Origin of the sequence: Bacillus sp. S2(2024), assembly GCF_050474045.1 — a bacterium.
GTDB lineage: Bacteria > Bacillota > Bacilli > Bacillales > Bacillaceae_G > Bacillus_A > Bacillus_A yunxiaonensis.
In genome coordinates this window covers 3,120,641-3,142,295 of sequence record NZ_JBFLUS010000003.1, presented here as the reverse complement: position 1 = coordinate 3,142,295, position 21,655 = coordinate 3,120,641, and the positions used below count along the sequence as shown (strand labels likewise).

The following is a 21,655-nucleotide window of genomic DNA, read 5'->3' as shown; positions in this document are numbered from 1 at the left end:
ATATATGTGCGGGGTAGTTGTGAGAAATCAATAAATATTAGGGAAGAAAGCTCTTGATATAGGAGCTTTCTTTTTTGTAAATAAAATGTAATAAAACGTATATAACCCTCATGGTCATTCAATTTGTAAGAAGATAACCATAATACGTGACCGAATTTCCCACTCCGCAATTGTACATAGTAAGAGAGATATTAGCAATGGTTTGGAGGGATTTGCATGCATAAATATGTATTAGCAGTTATGAGCTTTCTTATTTTTTTAAAAGCAATTAGTGCAGACCCAGTGAAAGCAATTGAAAATCCTGAACAGAAAGGTATACAAGCGAGAATTGAACAGCATTTTCAGTATCAAGCTGAGCATTTTGGAATTGAAGCAGAGGGAAATGATTTAAAAGAAGTGGGTAGAGAGCTTCGTATTGTGCAAGAGGAACAGAGAAAATAAAAAATAAGAAAACAAAAAGAGGCCAAAGCCTCTTTTTGTTGTTTGCTCGAAACCTAACCAGCCATAAGAGCCCGATTGGTTCAACTAACCTCTTGTGAGGAAAAGCCCCTCACAAAAGGAAGTTTCACTTTATGCCCACTGGCGGGATAGGTTTGCCATTTCAATAGCTGAAACAGCAGATTCCCAGCCTTTATTTCCAGCTTTTGTACCAGCACGTTCAATTGCTTGTTCAATTGTTTCTGTTGTTAATACGCCGAAGATAACTGGGATTTCTGTTTGTAACGAGAGAGAAGCGACACCTTTTGCAACTTCATTACAAACATAATCATAATGCGTTGTTGCACCGCGAATCACTGTTCCAAGTGTAATAACTGCATCGTATTTTCCGCTGTTTGCCATTTTTTTTGCGATTAATGGAATTTCAAATGCACCAGGAACCCAAGCGACATCAATATTATTTTCTTCTACTCCATGACGCTTTAAACCGTCTAATGCACCGCCTAATAGTTTGCTTGTAATAAATTCGTTAAAACGACCAACGACAATACCTACTTTTAATCCTGTACCAACTAAATGACCTTCGAATACCATAATGTATCTCTCCTTTAATCTATTATAAATTTAATAAGTGACCTAATTTTGTTGATTTCGTTTGTAAATATGCCTTATTTTCTTCTTTTGTTGGCATTTGCAATGGTACGCGCTCAACAACTTCTAAATCATAACCTTGTAAACCTGCGATTTTACGAGGATTATTTGTTAAAAGACGAAGTTGCTGTAATCCTAAATCTTTTAAAATTTGTGCACCTATACCATAATCGCGAAGATCAGCTGCAAAGCCAAGTTTTTCATTTGCTTCTACAGTATCGTAACCTTCTTCTTGCAGCTTATATGCGCGTAATTTATTAAGCAGTCCAATGCCGCGTCCTTCTTGACGCATGTATAGAAGAACCCCTTTTCCTTCTTGTTCAATTTGAGCAAGGGCTGCATGAAGCTGCGGACCACAGTCGCAGCGGCAAGATCCAAATACATCGCCAGTTAAACATTCGGAATGGACGCGTACAAGAGTTGGTTCACCTGTGGAGACATCTCCTTTTATAAGAGCGATATGTTCTTTATCGTCAAGAGAATTAGAGTAGCCAATTGCTTGGAATGTACCAAATTCCGTTGGTAAAGTAATTTCCACTTCACGCTGTACTAACGTTTCATGATGACGGCGATATGCAATTAAGTCTTCGATTGTAATCATTTTGAGATTAAATTGCTTTGCGATCTCTAATAAATTAGGAACGCGTGCCATCGTACCATCTTCATTTATAATTTCACAAATGACACCTGCTGGTTCTGCGCCGCATAATGTTGCTAAATCTACAGCAGCCTCTGTATGCCCAGCGCGGCGGAGGACACCACCTGCTTTTGCGATTAATGGAAAAATATGTCCAGGACGCTTAAAATCACTTGCTTTCGCCTTTGGGTTTAGTAGCTCACGTACAGTTGTTGCACGTTCATGAGCACTAATACCAGTTGTTGTTGAAATGTGATCGATGCTAACTGTAAAGGCAGTGCCGTGAGAATCTGTATTATTTGAAACCATTGGCTTTAGTTCCAAACGATCGGCATATTCTTCTGTAATCGGAACACATACAAGACCGCGCCCGTGTGTAATCATGAAATTGATTGTTTCCGGTGTAATGTACTCACCTAAGGCAATAAAATCCCCTTCGTTTTCTCTATGTTCATCATCACATACGATAACAACTTTTCCTTGCTTTAAATCTTCTAGTGCTTCTTCAATACGATGAAACATTTCATTTCCTCCCTTATAGGAATCCGTTGTCTTGTAAAAAGCTTTCTGTAAGTGAACTTTTTTTAGGTGTTGGCTGCGTAATAAAACGTTCAATATATTTTCCAATCATATCGCACTCGACATTCACGATATCGCCGACAGTTTTCTCTCCGATTACTGACTGACTTAACGTGTGTGGAATGAGGGAGATTGTGATAGAAGAGTCATCAACACCAAAAATTGTAAGACTTGTACCGTCAATGGCAACAGATCCTTTTTGTAAACAATAGCGAAGTAGTTCATTTGGTAATTGTATTTTGTAATATACGGCATTATAGCTCCGCCTTTTATCAACAATTGTTCCAATACCGTCAATATGCCCTGTAACGAAATGTCCACCGAAGCGGCCGTTTGCACTCATAGCACGCTCTAAATTTACTTTTGAACTGCGGCTAAGAGTTTGCAGTGAAGTTGCTCGCATCGTCTCTGGCATGACATCAACGGTAAAAGAGTGTGTTGTAAAAGAAGTGACGGTTAAACATATCCCGTTTACAGCAATACTGTCACCTAAGTTTACGTCTGACAAAATTGTTTGTGCCGAAATTGTAAGTTGCATTGCTTCACCGGTTTGTTGCATGTTAGCAATTGTTCCGAGTTCCTCAACAATTCCTGTGAACATAAGGCACCTCTTTTCTTGGGGTGGCAACTACTTTTATATCATCGCCGATTTGTTCCATCGATTGAATGTGCAAGGTAAGTGCATCTTGCAGTTTTGTGAAACCATTTCCGCCAAACCATGTTGGAGCTTCTTTACCACCAATTAGTTTTGGACTAATATACGTAATCAGTTCATGAAAACATTTTGCTTCTAAGAAACTTGCATGAACAGTTTGTCCGCCTTCGACAAAGAGAGAAAGAATATTTTTTTCTCCAAGAAGATCGAGCAGTTGGTTTATTTCGATATGATTCGTCTTCATTTGTAATACAGATACCATATTAGATTGAAATTTTGCTATTTTCTCGTTGGAAACACCATTTCCGACGATTATCCATGTCGGAGCTTCTCCGTCTTTAATTACATGAGATGAAAGTGGCGTTCGCAAATGCGTATCAAGTACGACGCGAATCGGATTTTTCCCGCCATTTACAAGGCGCGTTGTTAAATGTGGATTATCGGTAATGATTGTATTTACACCAACGAGAATGGCATCGTGTGTATGGCGATAACGATGTACATCAGCGCGTGATGATTCACTTGTAATCCACTTACTTTCCCCTGTACGAGTAGCAATTTTTCCATCGAGACTCATTGCTGTTTTTAATGTTACAAATGGACGCTTTGTTTTCATGTAGTGAAAAAAGTAACGATTTAATTCTTTTGCTTCTTTTTCGAGTACACCAATTGTTACGTCAATTCCAGCATCTTGTAAACGCTTGACACCTTGACCTGAAACGAGCGGATTACTATCGAGCGCTGCAATGATCACTCGGCTTACGTTCTTTTTTATGAGTAAATCACAGCAAGGTGGGGTTCTTCCATGATGACTGCACGGTTCCAACGTTACATATACCGTTGCACCATGAGCGTTTTCACCCGCCATGTGTAGAGCGTGAACTTCAGCGTGTTCAGTTCCTGCTCGTAAATGGGCTCCTACTCCAATGATATTTCCATCTTTTACAACAACAGCACCGACCATTGGATTAGGACTTGTTTGACCTGCTGTACTTTTTGCTAATTGCAGAGCAAGTGCCATATATTCTTGATCTGTCATAAACTCACCTCTCTTAAAAAAATCAAAAAACCCCAAGGAAATAATCCTTGGGGTGAGAGAGACGATGTTTCTAGAAATATAAGAAGGATACGAGAGTATACTTAAGAAACCTAGCAATTATCGATTTTTTCACATGCTAGTGTTATCGTGTTATTTCAGCAGAGAAACAAATGGTATACGAAAAGAAACATATGTATGTCTAAAAATAAACAATACAAATGTGTATGCTGAAATAAGCGTATCCTATTATACGTACTAGAAAACATATCCTTCTCCCATCCAGACTATACTGTCGGTTCTAGATTCTCACTAGATCCACCGTTTTCAACTTGAAAGCGGGTCACGGACTTAGAAGCGTACACTTCATCACCGCCGGTTGGGAATTTCACCCGACCCCGAAGGATGCTGTTTGCTCACATTATAGCACAAAAAAGACAAAAGGCTATAAAAAATATTCGAATGTGAAGAATTATATGAAAGTAAAGGAGAGGTGAAATTTTACATTAACGAGGAGAATGAATTTGTTATACTAGTGTAGAAAAATTATATAGTGTTTAAAACGAGGTGAAAGTATGAAATATATTGCTGTAGGAATAGGTGGCATTATTGGAGCCTTAGCTCGCTATGGAGTAGGTCAGCTCTTTGAAACAACATCTTCTGCTGTTTTTCCATTAGCAACATGGTTAGCCAATATGAGTGGCAGTTTTTTATTAGCATTTTTAACGATGTCTGTTTTTCGGATGAAACAAGTTTCACCGCTTATGATAAGTGCCGTTGGTACAGGGATAATTGGGGCGTTTACAACATTTTCAACGTTTAGTGTGGAAACACTGAAGCTACTACAGCATGAAGCATTCACAATGGCATTTTTATATATGGGCGCAAGTATGATAGGGGGATTACTTTTAGCTTTTAGTGGATTTTATGCTGGGAATATGCTGTATGAACGCAGGTTGAAGGAAGAAGGAAACATATGAATATTCTACTTGTCAGTATTGGGGGCTTTTTCGGTGCCATTACACGTTTTTTTATTAGTACTGTAGCGAAAGAAAAGTACAGAAATGCTTTTCCATATGGAACATTTTTTATAAATATAATCGGCTCATTTTTACTCGGCATGTTATTTGGTGCTAAAGTAGCTAAAATGTGGATATTGTTATGTGGTACAGGGTTTATGGGGGGATTTACGACGTTTTCGACATATCAACTAGAAATGATACAACTTATACATAAACGAGAAGGGCAAAAGGCGTTACTATATTTTGTTATGAGTTATGCAATAGGTATCGGTAGTGCTTTTGCTGGTTTTTATATTGGGAGCATGTAAAAAACACGCGCACATTTTTTGTGCGCGTGTTTTTTTATTCTTTCGGTGCACGTACAACAGATTCAAATTTTCCTTTATGTGAACCATCGCAATACGGCATATTTTGGGATAACCCACAACGGCATAGAGAAAATGCTGGTTTAGCTGGAAATACATTCCCTTCAGCATCGATTAGTTCTACATCCCCTGTAATACGGAACGAACCATTATTATTTACTTTAATTTGTACCTTCTCCATTATTACACCTCCTTACCAAACGCTTATGTCTATCATATACTTACTAGAATTACTTGACAATGTTTAGAAACAATGCTTTTTGTGAGAAACTAGAAATGATATAATAAGTTATATACTGAAAAGATATTAAGGTGAACATAAACATGAACAAACAATTACGTACATTACAAAACATTGCACAAGAGCGAACGTGGGTATCGTTTTTAAACGATAATCACCCATACAGCTTACTTCATTGGTCGATTGCTGGTGTACAGCAAGAAGTGAAAGATGTGTGGTTATTACAAGATGAAGTCACATTTCAAACAACAGAGTTCCTATCACTAGATGAAGCGGTAAAATGGATTTCTGAAAATATGGATCAAGTTACAGACGTATTGGCGTAACATAGGCTGCTATTAGTAGGTATTCGTTTCTAATAAAATGATTTTTACTGTTGGCTGAGATAAGAAAAAGGCAAACTCATAGGGAGATGAGTTTGCCTTTTTTATGTAATCATGCGGATGACTCATTTGTATTTTTACTTATAGATTAGATCTTCCATGTGCATAAAAATGCGCATTGTGTACATCATACAACCGATAGAAACAGCAAAGAAGGTGGAAGTTGTTGCGGAAACGATTGAGCATAATAAGTATCATTATATGCTTTTGTATTGCCGGATGTAATAGAGAGGAACAGGTTAATAAATCAAGTGTCAAAGGGGTTTTATCCGCCCATCAAATAGAATTTGATATTAAAAATATAAGTCGTGAAGTGCATTATGATGTGTGGACTGCGAAACAAAACCACACGCTTCTTGTTATAAACTTTTCTTTAAAAAACAATAGAAACAAAAGTATTGTTGTGAAACCTGCTCAGTTTAATGTTATTTCAATGACTGGAAAAATATATGGGGTATTTCAAACAAAAAGGAATCCAAATATATTGCATGATAGAAGGCTAAAATCATACGATTCATTGCAAGCGAGCATCGTATTTGAAATGCCTAAAGAAGAGGTGGAATCTGAATTGTTATTTGCTCCCGACTTTGCTAAAGATGAACCAATTGTTATTTCACTAAAATAAAAACAGGCTTATGAAAGCCTGTTTTTTGTTTCGTTTATGTATGTTGTTAAAAATTGGTCAACTGCCATTTCATATTCCTCTTTATTTTCTGCATATGAACAAGCATGAGCGCCTTTTTCAGCAATATAGAGTTCTTTTGCGCCTTCTTTTGCTTCATACAATGCTTGCGTCATCTTGCATAAAATGTATTCATCGTCTTTACTATGGATGAACAACACAGGATTTTTAATATTTTTTACACAATCAATTGGAGAAATTTCATGAAGTGTATAACCATCACGCATTTTTAAAAGTGTGTTAGCTATTGGTAGAAGAGGCCACTTTGGTAAATGAAACTCAACTTTTAAACGGTAATGAAGCTGCTCATAAAAGTCAGAGAATGGACAGTCGGCAATGTAAAAGTCAGCGCCATCTTCAACCATTCCTGCATATTGTAATAATGTCGCAGCTCCCATCGATTCACCATGAATACCAAGTGTAATATTTGAACCAAATCGTTGTTTGAGCCAATCTACTACCGTTTTTAAATCGTGTTTTTCATAATAGCCGTAACTCGTTGTTTTTCCTCCTGTTTGTCCGTGACGACGATGATCGTAAATAACTACATTGAATCCTCTGTTCAAAAATAAATTCGCATATTTTACCGAGTTCATTTTGTTGACGGTTACGCCGTGACAAAAAATCATGAACTTATTTGAATGGCCGCTAGTAGGAATATAGTAACCATGAATGTTATAACCATATTGAGAAGAGAGGTATACTTCTTCCTTTGAGAGAGCTTCAAAGTCCTCTAAGCGAAAATGCTGTTTTGTTTCACGTTCTAAAATTTCTTTTTCGGTTTTTTTCTTTAAATACATGACTTTATTCGTGAAGAAAATGCCAATGCCAATAAGAGTACCCACTATCGTTAATAATACCTTCAAAAACGCTTTCATACTCCATCCTCCAAGCTACAATACATATGATACAATTATATTGTATCATAACAATATGTAAAGGTGAGAGAAATGAGTATGGTGAGAATTCAAAATATAAAAGCAGAGATGCAAGAAGAAATTAGTCAATTTATGAAAGAAAATTGGGGAAGTACTGTAATGGTTTCAAAAGGACATGTCCATCAATTAGATCAATTACCAGGATTTATTGCAGTTGAAAATGACAGAATAATAGGAATTGTCACATATTATGAATAAAAATTGTGAAATTGTATCACTTGACAGTTTCAAAGAAAAAAGAGGGATTGGTACACAGCTTGTAGGGTGTGTAATAGATGTGGCAAAGAAACAATTTTGTGAAAAGGTTTGGCTTATTACGACGAATGATAATGTAAATGCGATTCGATTTTATCAAAAACGAGGATTTACTATGACAAATTTATATATAGATGCCGTGCAAGAAGCCCGTAAGCTGAAGCAAGAAATTCCGATTATTGGTTATGATGGGATTTCAATCTTACATGAAATTGAGTTTGAAAAAAAGTTATGTAAGATTAAAGGTTAGATAGGTTAATATGTGCCCTTATTTTATAAATAGGAAGGTTTTTTGTTGAAGGAATTTATTGGGAGAAAATGAGTGGGATAATTATATAAATGTGCTAATTTGATAATTTCACAGACTGGTATACATCATATATAATTATAATGATTCTAATGATTAGGATGAGAAAAGGAGAGATGAGATGATATTTTTCTTTCAATTAGCAGTAATTTTGCTAAGTACAAAGCTTGCGGGTGACTTAAGTGTCAGGCTAGGGCAACCGTCTGTACTTGGAAAACTTATTGTTGGTATTATAATTGGTCCAGCAGTATTAGGATTAATTGATAATACGGATTTACTGAAGCAATTAAGTGAGGTTGGGGTTATTCTCCTCATGTTTATGGCTGGTTTAGAAACGGATTTAAAGGAACTAAATGAAAATCGCAATTCTTCTTTAGCAGTAGCAGTTGGTGGAATTATTATGCCGTTTTTAGGTGGCTATGTTGCCGGTCTGATTATGGGAATGGAGCAAGCAAATGCAGTCTTTTTAGGCTTACTTCTTTGTGCAACTAGCGTTAGTATCTCTGTGCAAACGCTTCGGGATTTAGGGAAAATGAAAACGCGCGAAAGTACAACAATGCTTGGCGCAGCTGTGTTTGATGATATCCTCGTTGTTATTTTACTTGCATTTGCCATGAGTTTTTTAGGTGCAGGTGATGTAAATTTAACAATGATTATTTTGAAAAAGGTTGTCTTCTTCGCAGCTATTATCCTGATTGGGTGGAAAGGTGTTCCGATGATTATGCGCTTACTTTCTCCGCTTCGTGTGTCAGAATCTATTATTAGCGCAGCCCTTATTATTTGTTTCTCCTTTGCTTATTTTGGAGAATTATTAGGAATAGCGGGAATTATCGGAGCGTTTGCGGCAGGGATTGCTATCTCCCAAACAGATTATAAACATGAAGTTGAGAAGAAAGTTGAACCAATTGCCTATGCAATGTTTGTTCCTATTTTCTTTGTAAGTATTGGAATGAATATTACGTTTGCGGGAATTGGAGATAAAATTTGGTTTATCGCCATTTTAACAGTAATTGCTGTTTTAACGAAATTGGTTGGTTGTGGCCTTGGAGCACGTATGACAGGTTTTGATCTTCAGTCTTCTACAATTATTGGATCTGGAATGGTTTCACGTGGCGAAGTAGCCCTAATTATTGCAGGACAAGGTTTGTCTTCAGGATTATTAGCGCAAGATTACTTTACAGCGATTGTTATTATTGTTATTTTGACAACGATGATTACACCGCCGATGTTGAAGAAAGCTTTTGCGATAAAAGACAAGCAATTGAAAGAAGAAAGAAGTGCTGTGTAAGCATTTCTTTTTTTCATGTAACAATTTTCAGAAATATGCGATAATAACCTTGACGTAGACTTTATTTTGCTTTACGGTAAAATTGTAAACCATTTCCATGTTGAGGGGTGAAGATGTGGCAACGATACGCGATGTTGCAAAGTTGGCAGGAGTTTCAGTCGCAACAGTTTCACGAGTATTAAATGAAAAAGGGTATGTACACGAAGATACGGTTAAGCAAGTGAAGAAAGCAATTGAGGAGTTGCAATATAAACCAAATGCGGTGGCCAAGGCGCTATTTAAAAAATCTTCTACGATGATTGCTCTGCTTATACCTGATTTACAAGACCCGGCATCCTTGCCATTACTTACAGTTATTGAAGAAGAAGCCTACAAAAAAGGGTATCAAATTGTTATATGCAATATGAAACATAAGCGTGGTTACATGGATGTATTGGAGCAAAATAATATTGCAGGTGTTATTATGACACGTGATGTATATGAAAGCTTGCAAAAAGAAATAGTATCAGTTCCGTTTGTAATTGTCGATTCGGTCGAGCGGGTTGCCTTACATTATTATAATGCAGCGATACAAGCTGTTTCTGTTTTAGAAGAGAAAGGATGTCAGTTTCTTGCCTATATTCATGAAGATACAAGTAATGAAGCGATGGAAGAACATTTCACTGGTTTTTTAGACGCGGTTTGGGAGAAGAAGATATCTTACCGAGTTATAGAAATGCATAGGAAAGAGATAGATTCAGAACAAATAGCTGCGGAGGTATTACAAAAACATCCATACATAGATGGAATCGTTACTTGTAGCGATATTGTAGGAATTGACTTTATTCGTGCTGCCCAAAAACTTTATATCTCCATTCCGAAACATTTACAAGTTATTGGCTTGAGTGGAAGTGTACAAGGAGAGTGGTCCACGCCAGCTTTAACGACAATTGCTCCCCCGATAACAAGTGTAGGAGCACTTGCTATTCATAAGTTAATTGCAAAAATAAAAAAGGTGGAATATAACCAAGAGGTAGCTGATTTAGATTTCGTTCTAATTGAGAGAGGATCAACAAAGTAAAAGGTGCGTGAGAATACGCACCTTTTTTCTATTTTGTTACTCGTAGGCAGTAGGAGTCTGATTGATGAAAGTTTCACTTAATCAAGGGTGCAGTAAGAAGTGTTCTTGTTTAATATCAAGTAACGTTGCTGCAAAACGTTCATGTTCTTCAAAATTTGGAGAATGAGCTGAATTTGGAAACCAAATCATTTTTTTTATAGGTGCGTTAAGAACATCACAATATTGTTGGACAAGTGCATAAGGCGTTTGATAGTCATAGCGTCCAGAACAAAAATATACAGGAAATGAAACGCTTGGAACTTGTGAAAAGAAATCAATCTTCAACATTTCCCTCCATAATTCTCCGGATTTCATATTTCCACTAAAAAATTTAATCCAATCTATCCATGTATATTCTGGGGATCGAAACCCTTTTCGAATGAAAGAAAAAAATGTCCCCTTTTGAATAGCGCCCCCAAAGATACCGAGCCATTTCCTTTGGATAAGTAGTCGTCTCTTATCTAAAAATGGAGGCTTTCCAAGTTTTTTTAAAGAGGCCAGTGCACTGTCATGTCCGCGCTGCTTTGCGGATCGAATTAAATGTTCAAAAAGCAGTTCCTCATTTTGCTTCATATGCACAATTTGGCCAACTCCGATATATGCTTCGATGTATTGGGGAGATTGCTGTGCAGCAAATAATCCAATGATGCTGCCCCAAGAGTGCCCAAGAAGGAATAATTTCCTTTTTTGAAACTTTGTTAGAAGATAATCAATTATTTGATGTGTGTCTAAAATGAATTGTTCAATTGTTAGTGGTTCTTTGAAATCTCGCCATGAAAAGGATTTTCCCGCTCCGCGCTGATCCCAGTTGACAACAATAAAATGTTTCTCAAGTTCTGTTTGGAAATGGCGTGCAAAGCCAATTTGAGCCATTCCTGGTCCACCGTGTAAGCATAATAAAAGAGGTTGATTGAGATCTTGCCCACGAATGAGTAATGATTGTTTGCGATTATTGATAAGAACATTTTCAATTGTAGCAATACTATTTGCGATGTGTTTTTTATTTTTATCGTAAAAAGAGGGGGTGCTGCTGCGAATGAACATGAGGACGACCTCCTTTTGATTGCGATATATTGAACAGTGCTGTTATTTTCATCATATACTAAATATACTAATAAGAAATTATTGTATCATAACATAATAACTTTATCCCGCATTAACAAGCAATAGGCTCCCGTTGATGAAAGTTTCACGTTATCTTATGTTTAATAGAGAGGAGGGAGGAGGTGGAAATTGGTGAAATTATTGATCGTTTAAATAATCGTGAACCGATAGCGATTGTTGCGAAACGATTGGAAATGAGTCCATATGCACTATCAAAAAAATTACGATTACTCGGATATGAATATGATGGTGAGCAGAAAAAAAGGGTATTTGTTGGAGAAGGGGAAGAACCTCGTCATTTACAATTAAAAGAAGCTGTGAGTTTACAACAGGAAAAAATAGATTATCAGCGCCTCATTTATGAGCAATTGCAACATATTTATGAGTTGTTGCAAAAGCGAGAATGTGGAATATGTATTACGTCTGTGGAGCAAGGTGAGAAAAAAAAACGTACATTTTCTCTTTCTAAACAAGTACTAGAACAATTAGATTGTTTTTCTATTAGAAATGGTGTACACAAGTCTAAACTTGTAGAAATTGCACTGAAAGAATATTTAGAAAGACATTATGAAAGATAATAAAAGCGGGATTTCCCGCTTTTATCTTACATTTGCAGGCAATAAGATCTAAAAGGGGACCTGCATGTAAAAGTTTGATTTCTTATGCTTATGAAAGTTGTATATTTTAATGGTTAATTTATTTTTTGAATACGCCCTTCAATTTTTGCTTCGATCGGTGATTTTGCTTGCTTCACATAATCTACTAACGCATCTAAATCATTTGGTCCTGTTTCTGTATTTGTTCCATTTTTAAATGAAATAAAACCGTCCCCACCAGAAGCTAAAAAGGCATTTGCTACGACAGTATATGTTTGCGAGTCAACAAGAGCTTCGCCGTTTGATAAGTGTATATCAACTACTTTTTCACCATCTGCTTTGTTAGCGTCCCATTTGTATGTGATGCCAGAGATTTGGAGCATACGTGTTTTATCTTTTTGCCACTGCTGATTTAAAATGTCCCGGATATCTTTTCCAGTCAATGTTGATTTTATTAATTGGTTGCCAAAAGGTTGAATGCCATATAGTTCTCCCCATGTAATATCCCCTGCATCTAAATCGTTACGAATACCACCAGGATTCATAAGAGCAATTTGTCCATTCATCGCACTACGCTGTGCATCTGCAATTAAGTTACCAAGTGTTGACTCTCCAGCAGGTGATTCTTTTCTGTCTAAAGCAGTTGCAGCTTTACCGACAACTTCATTTACAAGTGGAGCAACTTTTTCAGCATACTGCTCGACTTTTTTCTTAATTTGTGGATCAGGTTGAATGCCATCGTGAAATGTTGTAACAATCTCAGCCTTTTTCTCTACAATATCTTTTGTTTTTTTATCAATTTTTAAGTCAACATCTGCGAATGCTGTACCGTACGAATAAGCTTGTACAACAAGTTTTCCATTTACAGTTCCATTTACATATGCATGGTTATGACCGCCAAAAATGACATCTACCTCTGGATCGGTATTTTGAGCTAAGCGAGCGAGATCACCATCTGTAATTCCTTTATCATCCGTTGTACCAGGATTGTGTGCTAATACAACAATTGCTTTTACACCTAATCGTTTTAATTGTTGTGCAGATTTGTTAATGGCTTCTACTTCATCTGTGAACTTTACGTTTTCAACCATTTTAGGCATAACGATGCTTGGTGTTTCTGTAGTGACGACACCAATAAAGCCGACTGGAACTCCCTGTACCATCTTTACTGTAAATGGTGGTAAAAATAAGCGTCCTGTTGTCTTATTATAGACATTGGCTGCAACGTAAGGGAACTGAGCACCTTTGAAGTTTCCAGTTTTTTCATGATAACCACCGTAAATAAGGCGGCGCATTTCGTCCATACCTTCGTCAAATTCGTGGTTTCCAATTGTTGCAACATCAAATCCAAGGTCATTGAAAATGTCAATTGTTGGCTCATCTTGTAATAAAGCAGAAATTGGTGGACTTGCCCCGACTGCATCTCCGGCATGAACAAGCAGCGTATTTGGGTTTTGTTTTTCGCGATCCCGCAAGTATGTGGCTAAGTAATCGACCCCGCCGGCTTCCTTATTGTTTATTTTTTTTACTGTGTTTAATTGACCGTGGAAGTCATTAATGCCTAGTATTTGAACATCAATGTAACGATTTTCCTGTGTTGGTGTAGATGTTGGCTGAGCTGCACATACACTTGAAAATGTGACCGTACTCAAAACAGCAACTGCAGGTATAATTTTTTTCCACATGTTTTTTGTTTCTCCCCTTTATATAAATCTGACATTACACGACATCATTTTAATAGATTATGAGAAAACAATCTATATAAAATACTATATTTTAAGAAAATTTACAAAAAACTATCTTTTTGTTTTTATATAGAAAATATATAACTAATTATTAATGATTAACTGTTTTGTATCTTCATATGGAATGGGGATTCGAGTAATTTAATAGTAATAGGGATGCGGCTCTTGTGGTTGCTGGTAAATTACATTTTCTACTATAATAAAGAAAAAAGTAAAAGGTGATTTGATTATGGCGAAGAAAAAGCAAAAGCAAGCACAGAAACAAACAGGGATGAAGTTGGAAAAAGAAACAGTAACAATTGGAGATCAATTGAACGAAGCATTAATGAAGCAGCTGAAAAGTAAACAAAGAGAGCTAAAAGAGCAAGAAGAACAGAAAAAAGAAGCAGAACTAGAGAGAAAGCGTAAAGAACAGCGTGAGCGTGAAAAAAATAAATCGTTTGAAGAATTATTAGGTGAAAGTAGTTTGTCATGGAAAGACTTTAAGTAAGAAACAATTTACATACGATATAGAGCGGTATATTGAAGGGAAAGATGCATTTGTTCGTGATAGGGAGCAAAGAGCTATAGAATGGATGAAGAAAAAATAACGTGCCACGTATATGCGGCACGTTATTTTTATAATTGTTTTATGGAAGTAATAAAATTTTCCCTGTGCTTTTTCTACTTTCTAAATAATGGTGTGCTTTTGCTCCTTCGCTTAAGGAAAATGTAGTTGGCTCAGATAATTTGATCTGTCCTTGTTGAATCCATGTAAATAGCTCTTCAGAACGAAGAACGCGTTCTTTATGAGAAGTGAGTACATTCCATAGATCCCCGCCGGTTAGCGTCTTAGATGTATCCATAAGCATGCGCGGGTCTACAGGTGCTGGATCGCCTCCTGCCATTCCGTAAAACACAACGGTTCCTCCAATACGTGTTGCTTCAAAGCTATCCATCAGCGTAGAGCCAACAGATTCATATACGACATCTACACCTTTTCCATTAGTCACATGCATGACTTCCTGTTTCCAATCATCCTCATACAAAAAGGCCCAGTCTGCGCCAACTTCTTCGGCAGTTTTTGCTTTTTGGATAGAAGAAGTGAGGGCAATCACTTTACCGCCTAGTAATTTTATGATTTGTACAAGAAGCTGTCCTACACCACCAGCAGCAGCGTGTACGAGTACAATGTCTCCTTCCTTTACTGCATAGCTATCACGAGTTAGATAGTGAGCTGTTAAACCTTGCAGTAAAATAGAAGCAGCTGTTTCATATGAAATATGATTTGGAAGCGGAATTGCTTTCTCCTCTGGAACTGCTACGAGCTCTGCATTTGCATATGGAACATCTGCAAATGCAATAGAATCTCCTTGCTTTATGGTCGTAACATTATTTCCTACCATTTCTACAATTCCGGCGCCTTCGTAACCTAAAATGTATGGTGGTTGGCCAGCAAGGTGATAATTTCCTTTTCTTCTATAGACATCCGCAAAGTTTAAACCAATTGCCTTCATTTTTACAAGAATGTCATTAGGTCCAATAAGGGGATCGGGAATTTCTTTATATTGTAATACTTCTGGTTCTCCAAATGTGTCAAATACAAGAGCTTTCATCATTTTCCCTCTACTTTGTGTATTTTGTTTTACGCTTACACTGTAAGATAAAAGAATGAAGAAAGCAAGGAATTACTCTTTGAAAAAAGAAGTAATGAAAGGAGCGGCTAACATACAGAGAAATTGTAATTATTTTTTCTCGCTACTAACGGGCGTTAAGCCTCCCGTAGCTGGAAGGTTTACTTTATTTGATTTTTTAACATAACGAGATTATGTAAACAAATCGTTTTTTTAGACTTTTTATTTTTTTCTTGTTGAAACGGATTGTATTTTATATAAATTTCTACATTATAAATACATTTGACTATATTTTGGTTCATCACCGTAGGGGGTGTTATTATAAAATTGAATAATTTCACATTTAAGGATATGAAACAACCGAAAACTCACGTATCGTAATTGTTGTTCAAACAAACCATCAGAGGAGCCTTTGCTTAGAAACAGGGAGTTAATTTTGTCACCACCGATTTATGGTGATGAACCTATATTTTAATAAGGAGGAGTTTTTTATGCATATTCCAACAACAACACTTCATAATGGTGTAAAAATGCCAATGTTAGGCTTAGGAGTATATAAAGCAAAAGAAGGAGAGGAAGTAAAACGAGCGGTACATACTGCGTTAGAGGTCGGATACCGTGCAATTGATACAGCTACTATTTATGAAAATGAAAGCGGTGTCGGAGAAGCAATTCGTGAATTTGGAATTGCTCGCGAAGAGCTTTTTATTACAACAAAAGTATGGAACGATGAACAAGGATATGAAACGACGCTTAAAGCATTCGAAACAAGTTTAAAGAAGTTACAGATGGATTATGTGGATCTATATTTAATCCATTGGCCAATACGCGGAAAGTACGTAGATACATATCGCGCTCTTGAAAAATTGTATGAAGAAGGAAAAGTACGTGCGATTGGTGTGTCAAACTTCCATATTCATCATTTAAAACATTTATTGGCGAATTGTCATATTAAACCAATGGTGAATCAAGTCGAGCTTCATCCAATGTTAGCACAATTTGAACTTCGTAATTTTTGTCAGCAAGAACAAATTCAAATGGAGGCATGGAGTCCGCTTATGCGAGGTGGAGAGGTATTTGAACATCCGGTTATTCAAGAGATTGCTAAAAAATATGGGAAAACACCTGCTCAAGTTATTTTACGCTGGGATATTCAAAGTGGGATTGTAACAATTCCGAAATCTGTTACACCTTCTCGCATTGCAGAGAATTTTCATATTTTCGATTTTTCATTAACGGAAGAAGAAGTAGGACAAATTGATAAACTAGACTGTAATAAGCGTTCAGGAACAAATCCAGAGAAATACGATACGATGTAAAAAAGCTACCGGTTTTTCGGTAGCCTTTTTTATCGATGAGATTCATATGTATCTAATTTTGCAATTGCTTGAATGTGTGTGTATTGTTCGTCTGTCAATGAATTTGTAGTGCCTGCTTTTACGTTCTCACGTAATTGGTCAATTGAACTCGCGCCTGGAATGAGAGCTGCAGTTGCCTGGGTATGCAGGCAATATTGAAGCGCGGTTTCTGTTAGAGAGCGATTATTTGTTATTTCTTTCACACGAGATACGATGAGTTTTACTTCATCATAATTGTAAGAGAGATAGTCTTTTTCTTTCACTTTAGCTAATTTCTGTTCATTGTTACTAGTTAATAAGCCCTTTGCGAGTGGACCGCGGGCAATTACGCTAATATTATGTTCTTGCAAGAATGGGAACCATTCTTCTGGGCGGCGGTTTAATATGTTATATTCCATTAAAACACTTACTATATTAGAACGCTCTGCATATTGGCGAATGACATTAGGACGGATGGAAGAAATTCCGTAATGACGAATGATTCCTTCTTGTTTTAGTTCTTCAAATGTTTCAATGACTTCGTCTATATTATCTTCAATTGTTCCGCCATGTAGCTGATATAAATCGATATAATCCGTTTTTAATCGGCGTAAGCTCTCTTTTATTTCCTCTTTTATATATGCCTTAGAAGGGTCCCAAGACCAACCGTTTTTTTCTTCTGTCCAGCGGTTCCCAACTTTTGTAGCAAGTACAACTTGCTCTCGTTTTCCTTGCAGTGCTTTTCCGACAAATTCTTCATTTAATCCATAATTGTATAAATCGGCCGTATCTAAAAAATTAATGCCTAAATCTAACGCTTCATGAGTAATCCGAATGGCTTCTGTTTCATTTGTCCCCAGTGACATGCATCCAAGTCCAATTTCACTTACATATAAATCTGAATTTCCTAATTGACGTGTTCTCATAATTACCCTCCTTGCTTTCATTGTACGAAAGCGTAAGGAGTTTCACAAACACTTTACCTTTGTGTATTTGTAATCCAGTCATGAACAGTTTTATAACGTTGTTCATATTGTTTTAGCATATGACGGATTTCCCAAGCTTTTCCGACTAACGTTACTCGATTTGGTAAAATATACACTTTCATTTTCGTCTCGCTCCTTTCAATGTGATAGAATGTATGAAGAAAGACTAGGAAATAGAACAGGGAGATGAAGTCTTATGAGTAATCTTGAAGAAAGAACGATTGCGACTGAGCCTATTTTTGATGGAAGAGTAATTAAAGTTCGTGTTGATGAAGTAGTATTGCCAAATGGTGAAACGAGTAAACGTGAAATTGTGAAGCATCCTGGTGCGGTAGCAATTATTGCAATTACAGATGATGAGAAAATTGTGTTAGTTGAACAGTATCGCAAAGCGATGGAAAAAGCGCTTGTAGAAATTCCTGCTGGAAAGTTAGAACCAGGAGAAAAACCTGAAGCAACAGCAATTCGTGAATTAGAAGAGGAAACAGGGTACATATGTGAGAACATGAAGCTCATTACGTCATTTTACACATCACCAGGGTTTGCAGATGAAATTGTGCATGTATATGAAGCGACTGGCTTGAAGAAGAAGGAAGACAAAGCGGATCTTGATGAGGATGAGTTCGTTGAGTTAATGGAAGTATCATTAGAAGAAGCGCTGCAACTAATAAAAGGGCAACGTATTCATGATGCGAAGACAATGTTTGCAATTCAATATCTACAGTTGAAAAAATAAAAACACTCGCGTAAAGCGAGTGTTTATTTTTGTGAAATTTAAAGATGACTAGCTGTAGCATCTTTTTTTATCCCGTTATGCGCGGGCAGTAAGACTCCCACCTTAAGATTCAGAGAGAAGCGTTGTCCAGCTCCAACGTCCTGCGATTCTGGGCGCTCCGCTTCCGCTTTTCTACAGAAGATAGGTGGGGGATAACTGCTGACATGCGCCCGATTGGTTCAACTAACCTTTTATGAGGAAAAACGTCTCACAAAAGGAAGTTTCACTTTATTGTATTTTTGCATATACACATGTATCACGTAAACTACCATCAGGAGCAAGAAAATCATTTTCTAGCGTACCTTCTAGAATAAACTCTAGGCGCTCTGCTACTAATCGTGCATTTGTATTGTTGGCATCACAGCGAATTTCAAGTCGTTTTGCTCCCAGTTTATCGAAGGCGAATTGAACAGCTCCTTTTAATGCTTCTGTCATATACCCTTGTTTTGTGTAAGAGCTATGAAGCCAAAAGTTGATAGAAAACTTTGGAATATCCCAGTTTTCTGGGTGAAGGGTGAGCGCACCGATGAATGTACCTGTTGTTTTATCATATAGATGAAACGGTAATGTTTCACGAAGTAAAAACTTTCCATGCGCGGCTCTTACTGCTGATTCTGCTGATTCTTCAGTTTCATGTGTAATAGACATCCATGGCTGTAGATCCTCTAAAGAAGTTTGAATTGCTTCATAAACTTCTGCCCCATCGCCAGGGAACGGTTTACGTACCTGCAAACGCTCGGTCTGAAATAATGTTGGAAAATCTAATAATAGTTGTTTCAAATGAAATCCCTCCTATTCTCTACTTTTAAGTTTAGCAAAGTGACGTGGAATTTCAATGTTAATTCGTCATACTTTTTTCTTTCTATCATACATTCTAGTAAGAGGAAGAACGGGGGGACGTAATATGCTAAGGAAATCGTCTTGGCAAGATCGTGTAACATATCATGTACAGGAACATTCTTCATTATATGTATTTGTAGCTGTACTTTTATTAATGGGAGTTATTTTTGGGGCGATTCTTGTGAATAGTTTACAAATGAGTCAAAAACAAGATTTGTATTTTTATTTAAGTCGGTTTTTTGGACAAGTCTCCAAAGGGCAATTTGCAAATGCAGGTGAAATGTTTTGCGAAAGCTACTTATCGCAACTGAAATATATTGGTTTTATTTGGATTTTAGGCATCTCCATTATTGGTTTGCCACTTATTTTTATTTTATTATTTTTAAAAGGAGTTGTTGTTGGTTTTACAGTAGGTTTCTTAGTAAGTCAACTTGGATGGAACGGTTTATTATTAGCATTTGTGGCTGTACTTCCACAAAATTTAATCATTATCCCAACATTTCTTATTATGACGACGATTGCCGCTAACTTTTCCTTGCGCATGATTCGTCATCAATTTATCCGAAAAATAAATGAGCCCCTATTACCACTTTTTATCCGCTACACTTGCTTTTTTCTTATTATCGGTGCAGTGTTAGCGATTGCTTCAGGGATTGAAGCTTATGTATCACCAATGTTTATGAAACAAGTCATGGATACTATTAACAAAAAATAATTACACTTTGAGAATTATTATCAAGTAATTTTGATTACTTTTCTTTTGACAGTTCTCCTTCTTCTGATATAATGGGGTAAGAGTGGCGAGGGAGGGAGTAGTACCGAATGGAAGAAAGAATTGATCGAATTAAAAAGCAATTACATGCAGCGAGTTACAAGTTAACACCACAGCGTGAAGCTACGGTTCGCGTGCTGCTAGAAAATGAAGAAGACCATTTAAGCGCGGAAGATGTTTACCTCCTTGTAAAAGAAAAGTCGCCAGAGATCGGACTTGCAACCGTTTATCGGACTTTGGAATTATTATCCGAGTTAAAGATTGTCGACAAGATTAATTTCGGTGACGGTGTTTCGCGCTATGACTTAAGACAAGAAGGAGCATCACGTTTTCATCATCATTTAATTTGTACAGAATGTGGTGCAGTAGAAGAAATTCAAGAAGATTTACTTTGTGAAGTAGAAAAAAGAGTAGAAACTGAGTGGTGTTTTAAAGTAAAAGACCATCGCTTAACGTTCCATGGGATTTGCAAAAATTGTCAAGAAAAATTAACAGAAGAAAGTTAACCTTTTCCTATTTAGTTAGGAAGAGGTTTTTTTGTTTTTTTTTAAGTATACAAATAGAAACGTACGTTCTCTTTTGGTATACTTTGTTTATATAAAACAAGAAAGGAGTGTGTTCAATGAAAAAAGCATATTTTTCAATTCGTATCTATAAGAATGCACTGAATCCGAAGTATGTTGAAGCGATTGGACATGCTCTTTTCGTATTTAATCGTGCGAAGCATTTTGCTTTTCAAACGCAAGTGTTAGAAAAACGTTCTGGCACCTCCAGACGTTCTGAGAGTATGCAAATGACTGTAAAATCACGATTTAGTTTGAATGACTATTATGCAAATAGTGCTGTGCAGGAGGCCAATGCACTGTTTTCTTCTCAGACAGAATTGAAGAAAATGTATATCGAAAATAAAAATGAACAGATGAAAGCTGTAAAAAAGAAGATTAAGAAAACTAAGTCAGATTTGACAGTGCTGAATAAAATCAAAACATCTTTTATCAAAGGGGAGCCAAAGTTCAATAAAGCGTCCAAAGAACAACAAATGGGACGATATTTTGTTGTGCAATTTAAAAAGAGAACGGATATTTACTATCATGCCTATCAATTTGAGCATGAATATTTAAATGTGCGTATTCAAACACTTCGTTCTCGTTTAGGTAGCCTTGAATTTCGGTTGGATAGACTACAAAAACTACTTCATAGTTTAAAAAACAAAATTTCTTCTGTTGTATTTGGGAGTAAAAAACGATTCAAAGCACAACATACTGTAGATACATATGTTCAAAATCATACACTCTGGGTTTAGGATTTTGA

At 36.6% G+C, this 21,655-nt stretch carries 25 protein-coding genes, 2 pseudogenes and 1 riboswitch; of the genes and pseudogenes, 15 read left to right on the top strand and 12 right to left on the bottom strand.

Features of this window, described 5'->3' with window-relative positions; translation table 11 throughout:
* Positions 1-216: 216 nt before the first annotated feature.
* A pseudogene (locus tag AB1284_RS15830) lies at positions 217-438 on the top strand (hypothetical protein); the annotation flags it as partial.
* Between the two features lie 132 nt (positions 439-570).
* On the opposite strand, the gene ribH reads toward AB1284_RS15830, so the two are convergent.
* The 4 genes from ribH to ribD are packed head-to-tail and all read right to left on the bottom strand — an operon-like array spanning position 571 to position 3,999.
* Positions 571-1,032, bottom strand: a complete 462-nt coding sequence (gene ribH, locus AB1284_RS15825) for a 6,7-dimethyl-8-ribityllumazine synthase (protein ID WP_429753972.1) — start codon at positions 1,030-1,032, stop codon at positions 571-573.
* Positions 1,033-1,054: 22 nt separating this feature from the next.
* Positions 1,055-2,248, bottom strand: a complete 1,194-nt coding sequence (locus AB1284_RS15820) for a bifunctional 3,4-dihydroxy-2-butanone-4-phosphate synthase/GTP cyclohydrolase II (RefSeq protein WP_429753973.1) — start codon at positions 2,246-2,248, stop codon at positions 1,055-1,057.
* A gap of 13 nt (positions 2,249-2,261) precedes the next feature.
* Positions 2,262-2,906 carry a riboflavin synthase gene (gene ribE / locus AB1284_RS15815; protein WP_429753974.1) on the bottom strand — a complete coding sequence of 215 codons (645 nt, stop codon included), beginning with the start codon at positions 2,904-2,906 and terminating at the stop codon, positions 2,262-2,264.
* A complete protein-coding gene (ribD, locus tag AB1284_RS15810; protein ID WP_429753975.1) occupies positions 2,887-3,999 on the bottom strand; it encodes a bifunctional diaminohydroxyphosphoribosylaminopyrimidine deaminase/5-amino-6-(5-phosphoribosylamino)uracil reductase RibD in 1,113 nt (370 codons plus the stop codon). Before ribD ends, ribE begins: the two co-directional genes overlap by 20 nt.
* A 263-nt stretch (positions 4,000-4,262) precedes the next feature.
* Positions 4,263-4,406, bottom strand: a riboswitch (FMN riboswitch).
* Between the two features lie 165 nt (positions 4,407-4,571).
* On the opposite strand from ribD, the gene AB1284_RS15805 reads away from it, so the two are divergent.
* Together AB1284_RS15805 and crcB are read left to right on the top strand one after the other, a co-directional pair.
* Positions 4,572-4,976, top strand: coding sequence for a fluoride efflux transporter FluC (locus AB1284_RS15805; RefSeq protein WP_429753976.1), 405 nt, complete (start codon positions 4,572-4,574; stop codon positions 4,974-4,976).
* A complete protein-coding gene (gene crcB, locus AB1284_RS15800) occupies positions 4,973-5,326 on the top strand; it encodes a fluoride efflux transporter CrcB (protein WP_429753977.1) in 354 nt (117 codons plus the stop codon). The genes AB1284_RS15805 and crcB overlap by 4 nt, the downstream gene beginning before the upstream one ends.
* 34 nt (positions 5,327-5,360) lie before the next feature.
* Here the strand turns inward: crcB and AB1284_RS15795 are convergent, their stop codons facing one another.
* Complete coding sequence (locus tag AB1284_RS15795; protein WP_098310653.1) at positions 5,361-5,564, bottom strand: CDGSH iron-sulfur domain-containing protein; 204 nt, start codon at positions 5,562-5,564, stop codon at positions 5,361-5,363.
* 143 nt (positions 5,565-5,707) lie between these two features.
* Between AB1284_RS15795 and AB1284_RS15790 the strand changes: the two genes are divergently transcribed.
* Together AB1284_RS15790 and AB1284_RS15785 are read left to right on the top strand one after the other, a co-directional pair.
* Positions 5,708-5,950, top strand: coding sequence for a DUF2552 family protein (locus tag AB1284_RS15790; protein ID WP_336481529.1), 243 nt, complete (start codon positions 5,708-5,710; stop codon positions 5,948-5,950).
* A gap of 220 nt (positions 5,951-6,170) precedes the next feature.
* On the top strand, positions 6,171-6,632 hold the full coding sequence (locus AB1284_RS15785; RefSeq protein ID WP_429753978.1) for a DUF4352 domain-containing protein: 462 nt from the start codon (positions 6,171-6,173) through the stop codon (positions 6,630-6,632).
* An 8-nt stretch (positions 6,633-6,640) separates the two neighbouring features.
* Here the strand turns inward: AB1284_RS15785 and AB1284_RS15780 are convergent, their stop codons facing one another.
* The gene (locus tag AB1284_RS15780; RefSeq protein ID WP_429753979.1) at positions 6,641-7,567 is read right to left on the bottom strand and encodes an alpha/beta hydrolase; all 927 of its coding nucleotides are present in this window, start codon (positions 7,565-7,567) and stop codon (positions 6,641-6,643) included.
* Positions 7,568-7,645: 78 nt separating this feature from the next.
* Here AB1284_RS15780 and AB1284_RS15775 point away from each other — a divergent pair.
* The 3 genes and pseudogenes from AB1284_RS15775 (at position 7,646) to AB1284_RS15765 (ending at position 10,537) form a co-directional block, all read left to right on the top strand.
* A pseudogene (locus AB1284_RS15775) lies at positions 7,646-8,132 on the top strand (GNAT family N-acetyltransferase).
* 178 nt (positions 8,133-8,310) lie between these two features.
* Positions 8,311-9,477: a cation:proton antiporter gene (locus AB1284_RS15770; RefSeq protein ID WP_429753980.1), complete on the top strand. Its 1,167-nt coding sequence runs from the start codon at positions 8,311-8,313 to the stop codon at positions 9,475-9,477.
* A 115-nt stretch (positions 9,478-9,592) separates the two neighbouring features.
* A complete protein-coding gene (locus AB1284_RS15765; RefSeq protein ID WP_429753981.1) occupies positions 9,593-10,537 on the top strand; it encodes a LacI family DNA-binding transcriptional regulator in 945 nt (314 codons plus the stop codon).
* An 81-nt stretch (positions 10,538-10,618) separates the two neighbouring features.
* Here AB1284_RS15765 and AB1284_RS15760 read toward each other — a convergent pair whose 3' ends face one another.
* On the bottom strand, positions 10,619-11,620 hold the full coding sequence (locus AB1284_RS15760) for an alpha/beta fold hydrolase (protein WP_429753982.1): 1,002 nt from the start codon (positions 11,618-11,620) through the stop codon (positions 10,619-10,621).
* 182 nt (positions 11,621-11,802) lie between these two features.
* Here AB1284_RS15760 and AB1284_RS15755 point away from each other — a divergent pair, with 182 nt between their 5' ends.
* Positions 11,803-12,258: a ribbon-helix-helix domain-containing protein gene (locus tag AB1284_RS15755; protein WP_429753983.1), complete on the top strand. Its 456-nt coding sequence runs from the start codon at positions 11,803-11,805 to the stop codon at positions 12,256-12,258.
* Between the two features lie 113 nt (positions 12,259-12,371).
* On the opposite strand, the gene AB1284_RS15750 is transcribed toward AB1284_RS15755, so the two are convergent.
* Positions 12,372-13,961, bottom strand: a complete 1,590-nt coding sequence (locus AB1284_RS15750; RefSeq protein WP_429753984.1) for a bifunctional metallophosphatase/5'-nucleotidase — start codon at positions 13,959-13,961, stop codon at positions 12,372-12,374.
* Between the two features lie 289 nt (positions 13,962-14,250).
* Between AB1284_RS15750 and AB1284_RS15745 the strand changes: the two genes are divergently transcribed.
* Positions 14,251-14,511: a YqkE family protein gene (locus tag AB1284_RS15745; protein WP_429753985.1), complete on the top strand. Its 261-nt coding sequence runs from the start codon at positions 14,251-14,253 to the stop codon at positions 14,509-14,511.
* A gap of 139 nt (positions 14,512-14,650) precedes the next feature.
* Here the strand turns inward: AB1284_RS15745 and AB1284_RS15740 are convergent, their stop codons facing one another.
* Positions 14,651-15,616, bottom strand: a complete 966-nt coding sequence (locus tag AB1284_RS15740) for a quinone oxidoreductase family protein (protein ID WP_429753986.1) — start codon at positions 15,614-15,616, stop codon at positions 14,651-14,653.
* Positions 15,617-16,125: 509 nt separating this feature from the next.
* Here AB1284_RS15740 and AB1284_RS15735 point away from each other — a divergent pair.
* Positions 16,126-16,953, top strand: a complete 828-nt coding sequence (locus tag AB1284_RS15735) for an aldo/keto reductase (protein WP_429753987.1) — start codon at positions 16,126-16,128, stop codon at positions 16,951-16,953.
* A gap of 29 nt (positions 16,954-16,982) precedes the next feature.
* Here the strand turns inward: AB1284_RS15735 and AB1284_RS15730 are convergent, their stop codons facing one another.
* Together AB1284_RS15730 and mciZ are read right to left on the bottom strand one after the other, a co-directional pair.
* Positions 16,983-17,897, bottom strand: a complete 915-nt coding sequence (locus AB1284_RS15730) for an aldo/keto reductase (protein ID WP_429753988.1) — start codon at positions 17,895-17,897, stop codon at positions 16,983-16,985.
* A gap of 53 nt (positions 17,898-17,950) precedes the next feature.
* Positions 17,951-18,079: a Z-ring formation inhibitor MciZ gene (gene mciZ, locus AB1284_RS15725; protein ID WP_230573253.1), complete on the bottom strand. Its 129-nt coding sequence runs from the start codon at positions 18,077-18,079 to the stop codon at positions 17,951-17,953.
* 74 nt (positions 18,080-18,153) lie between these two features.
* Between mciZ and AB1284_RS15720 the strand changes: the two genes are divergently transcribed.
* Positions 18,154-18,693, top strand: coding sequence for an NUDIX domain-containing protein (locus AB1284_RS15720; RefSeq protein ID WP_429753989.1), 540 nt, complete (start codon positions 18,154-18,156; stop codon positions 18,691-18,693).
* Between the two features lie 267 nt (positions 18,694-18,960).
* Here the strand turns inward: AB1284_RS15720 and AB1284_RS15715 are convergent, their stop codons facing one another.
* Positions 18,961-19,512 carry a GNAT family N-acetyltransferase gene (locus AB1284_RS15715; RefSeq protein WP_429753990.1) on the bottom strand — a complete coding sequence of 184 codons (552 nt, stop codon included), beginning with the start codon at positions 19,510-19,512 and terminating at the stop codon, positions 18,961-18,963.
* 124 nt (positions 19,513-19,636) lie between these two features.
* On the opposite strand from AB1284_RS15715, the gene spoIIM reads away from it, so the two are divergent.
* The 3 genes from spoIIM to AB1284_RS15700 all read left to right on the top strand — a co-directional run bounded on the left by spoIIM (position 19,637) and on the right by AB1284_RS15700 (position 21,647).
* The gene (gene spoIIM / locus AB1284_RS15710) at positions 19,637-20,287 is read left to right on the top strand and encodes a stage II sporulation protein M (protein ID WP_429753991.1); all 651 of its coding nucleotides are present in this window, start codon (positions 19,637-19,639) and stop codon (positions 20,285-20,287) included.
* A gap of 107 nt (positions 20,288-20,394) precedes the next feature.
* Positions 20,395-20,850 carry a Fur family transcriptional regulator gene (locus AB1284_RS15705; RefSeq protein ID WP_429753992.1) on the top strand — a complete coding sequence of 152 codons (456 nt, stop codon included), beginning with the start codon at positions 20,395-20,397 and terminating at the stop codon, positions 20,848-20,850.
* Positions 20,851-20,966: 116 nt separating this feature from the next.
* A complete protein-coding gene (locus AB1284_RS15700; RefSeq protein WP_429753993.1) occupies positions 20,967-21,647 on the top strand; it encodes a hypothetical protein in 681 nt (226 codons plus the stop codon).
* Positions 21,648-21,655: the final 8 nt, after the last annotated feature.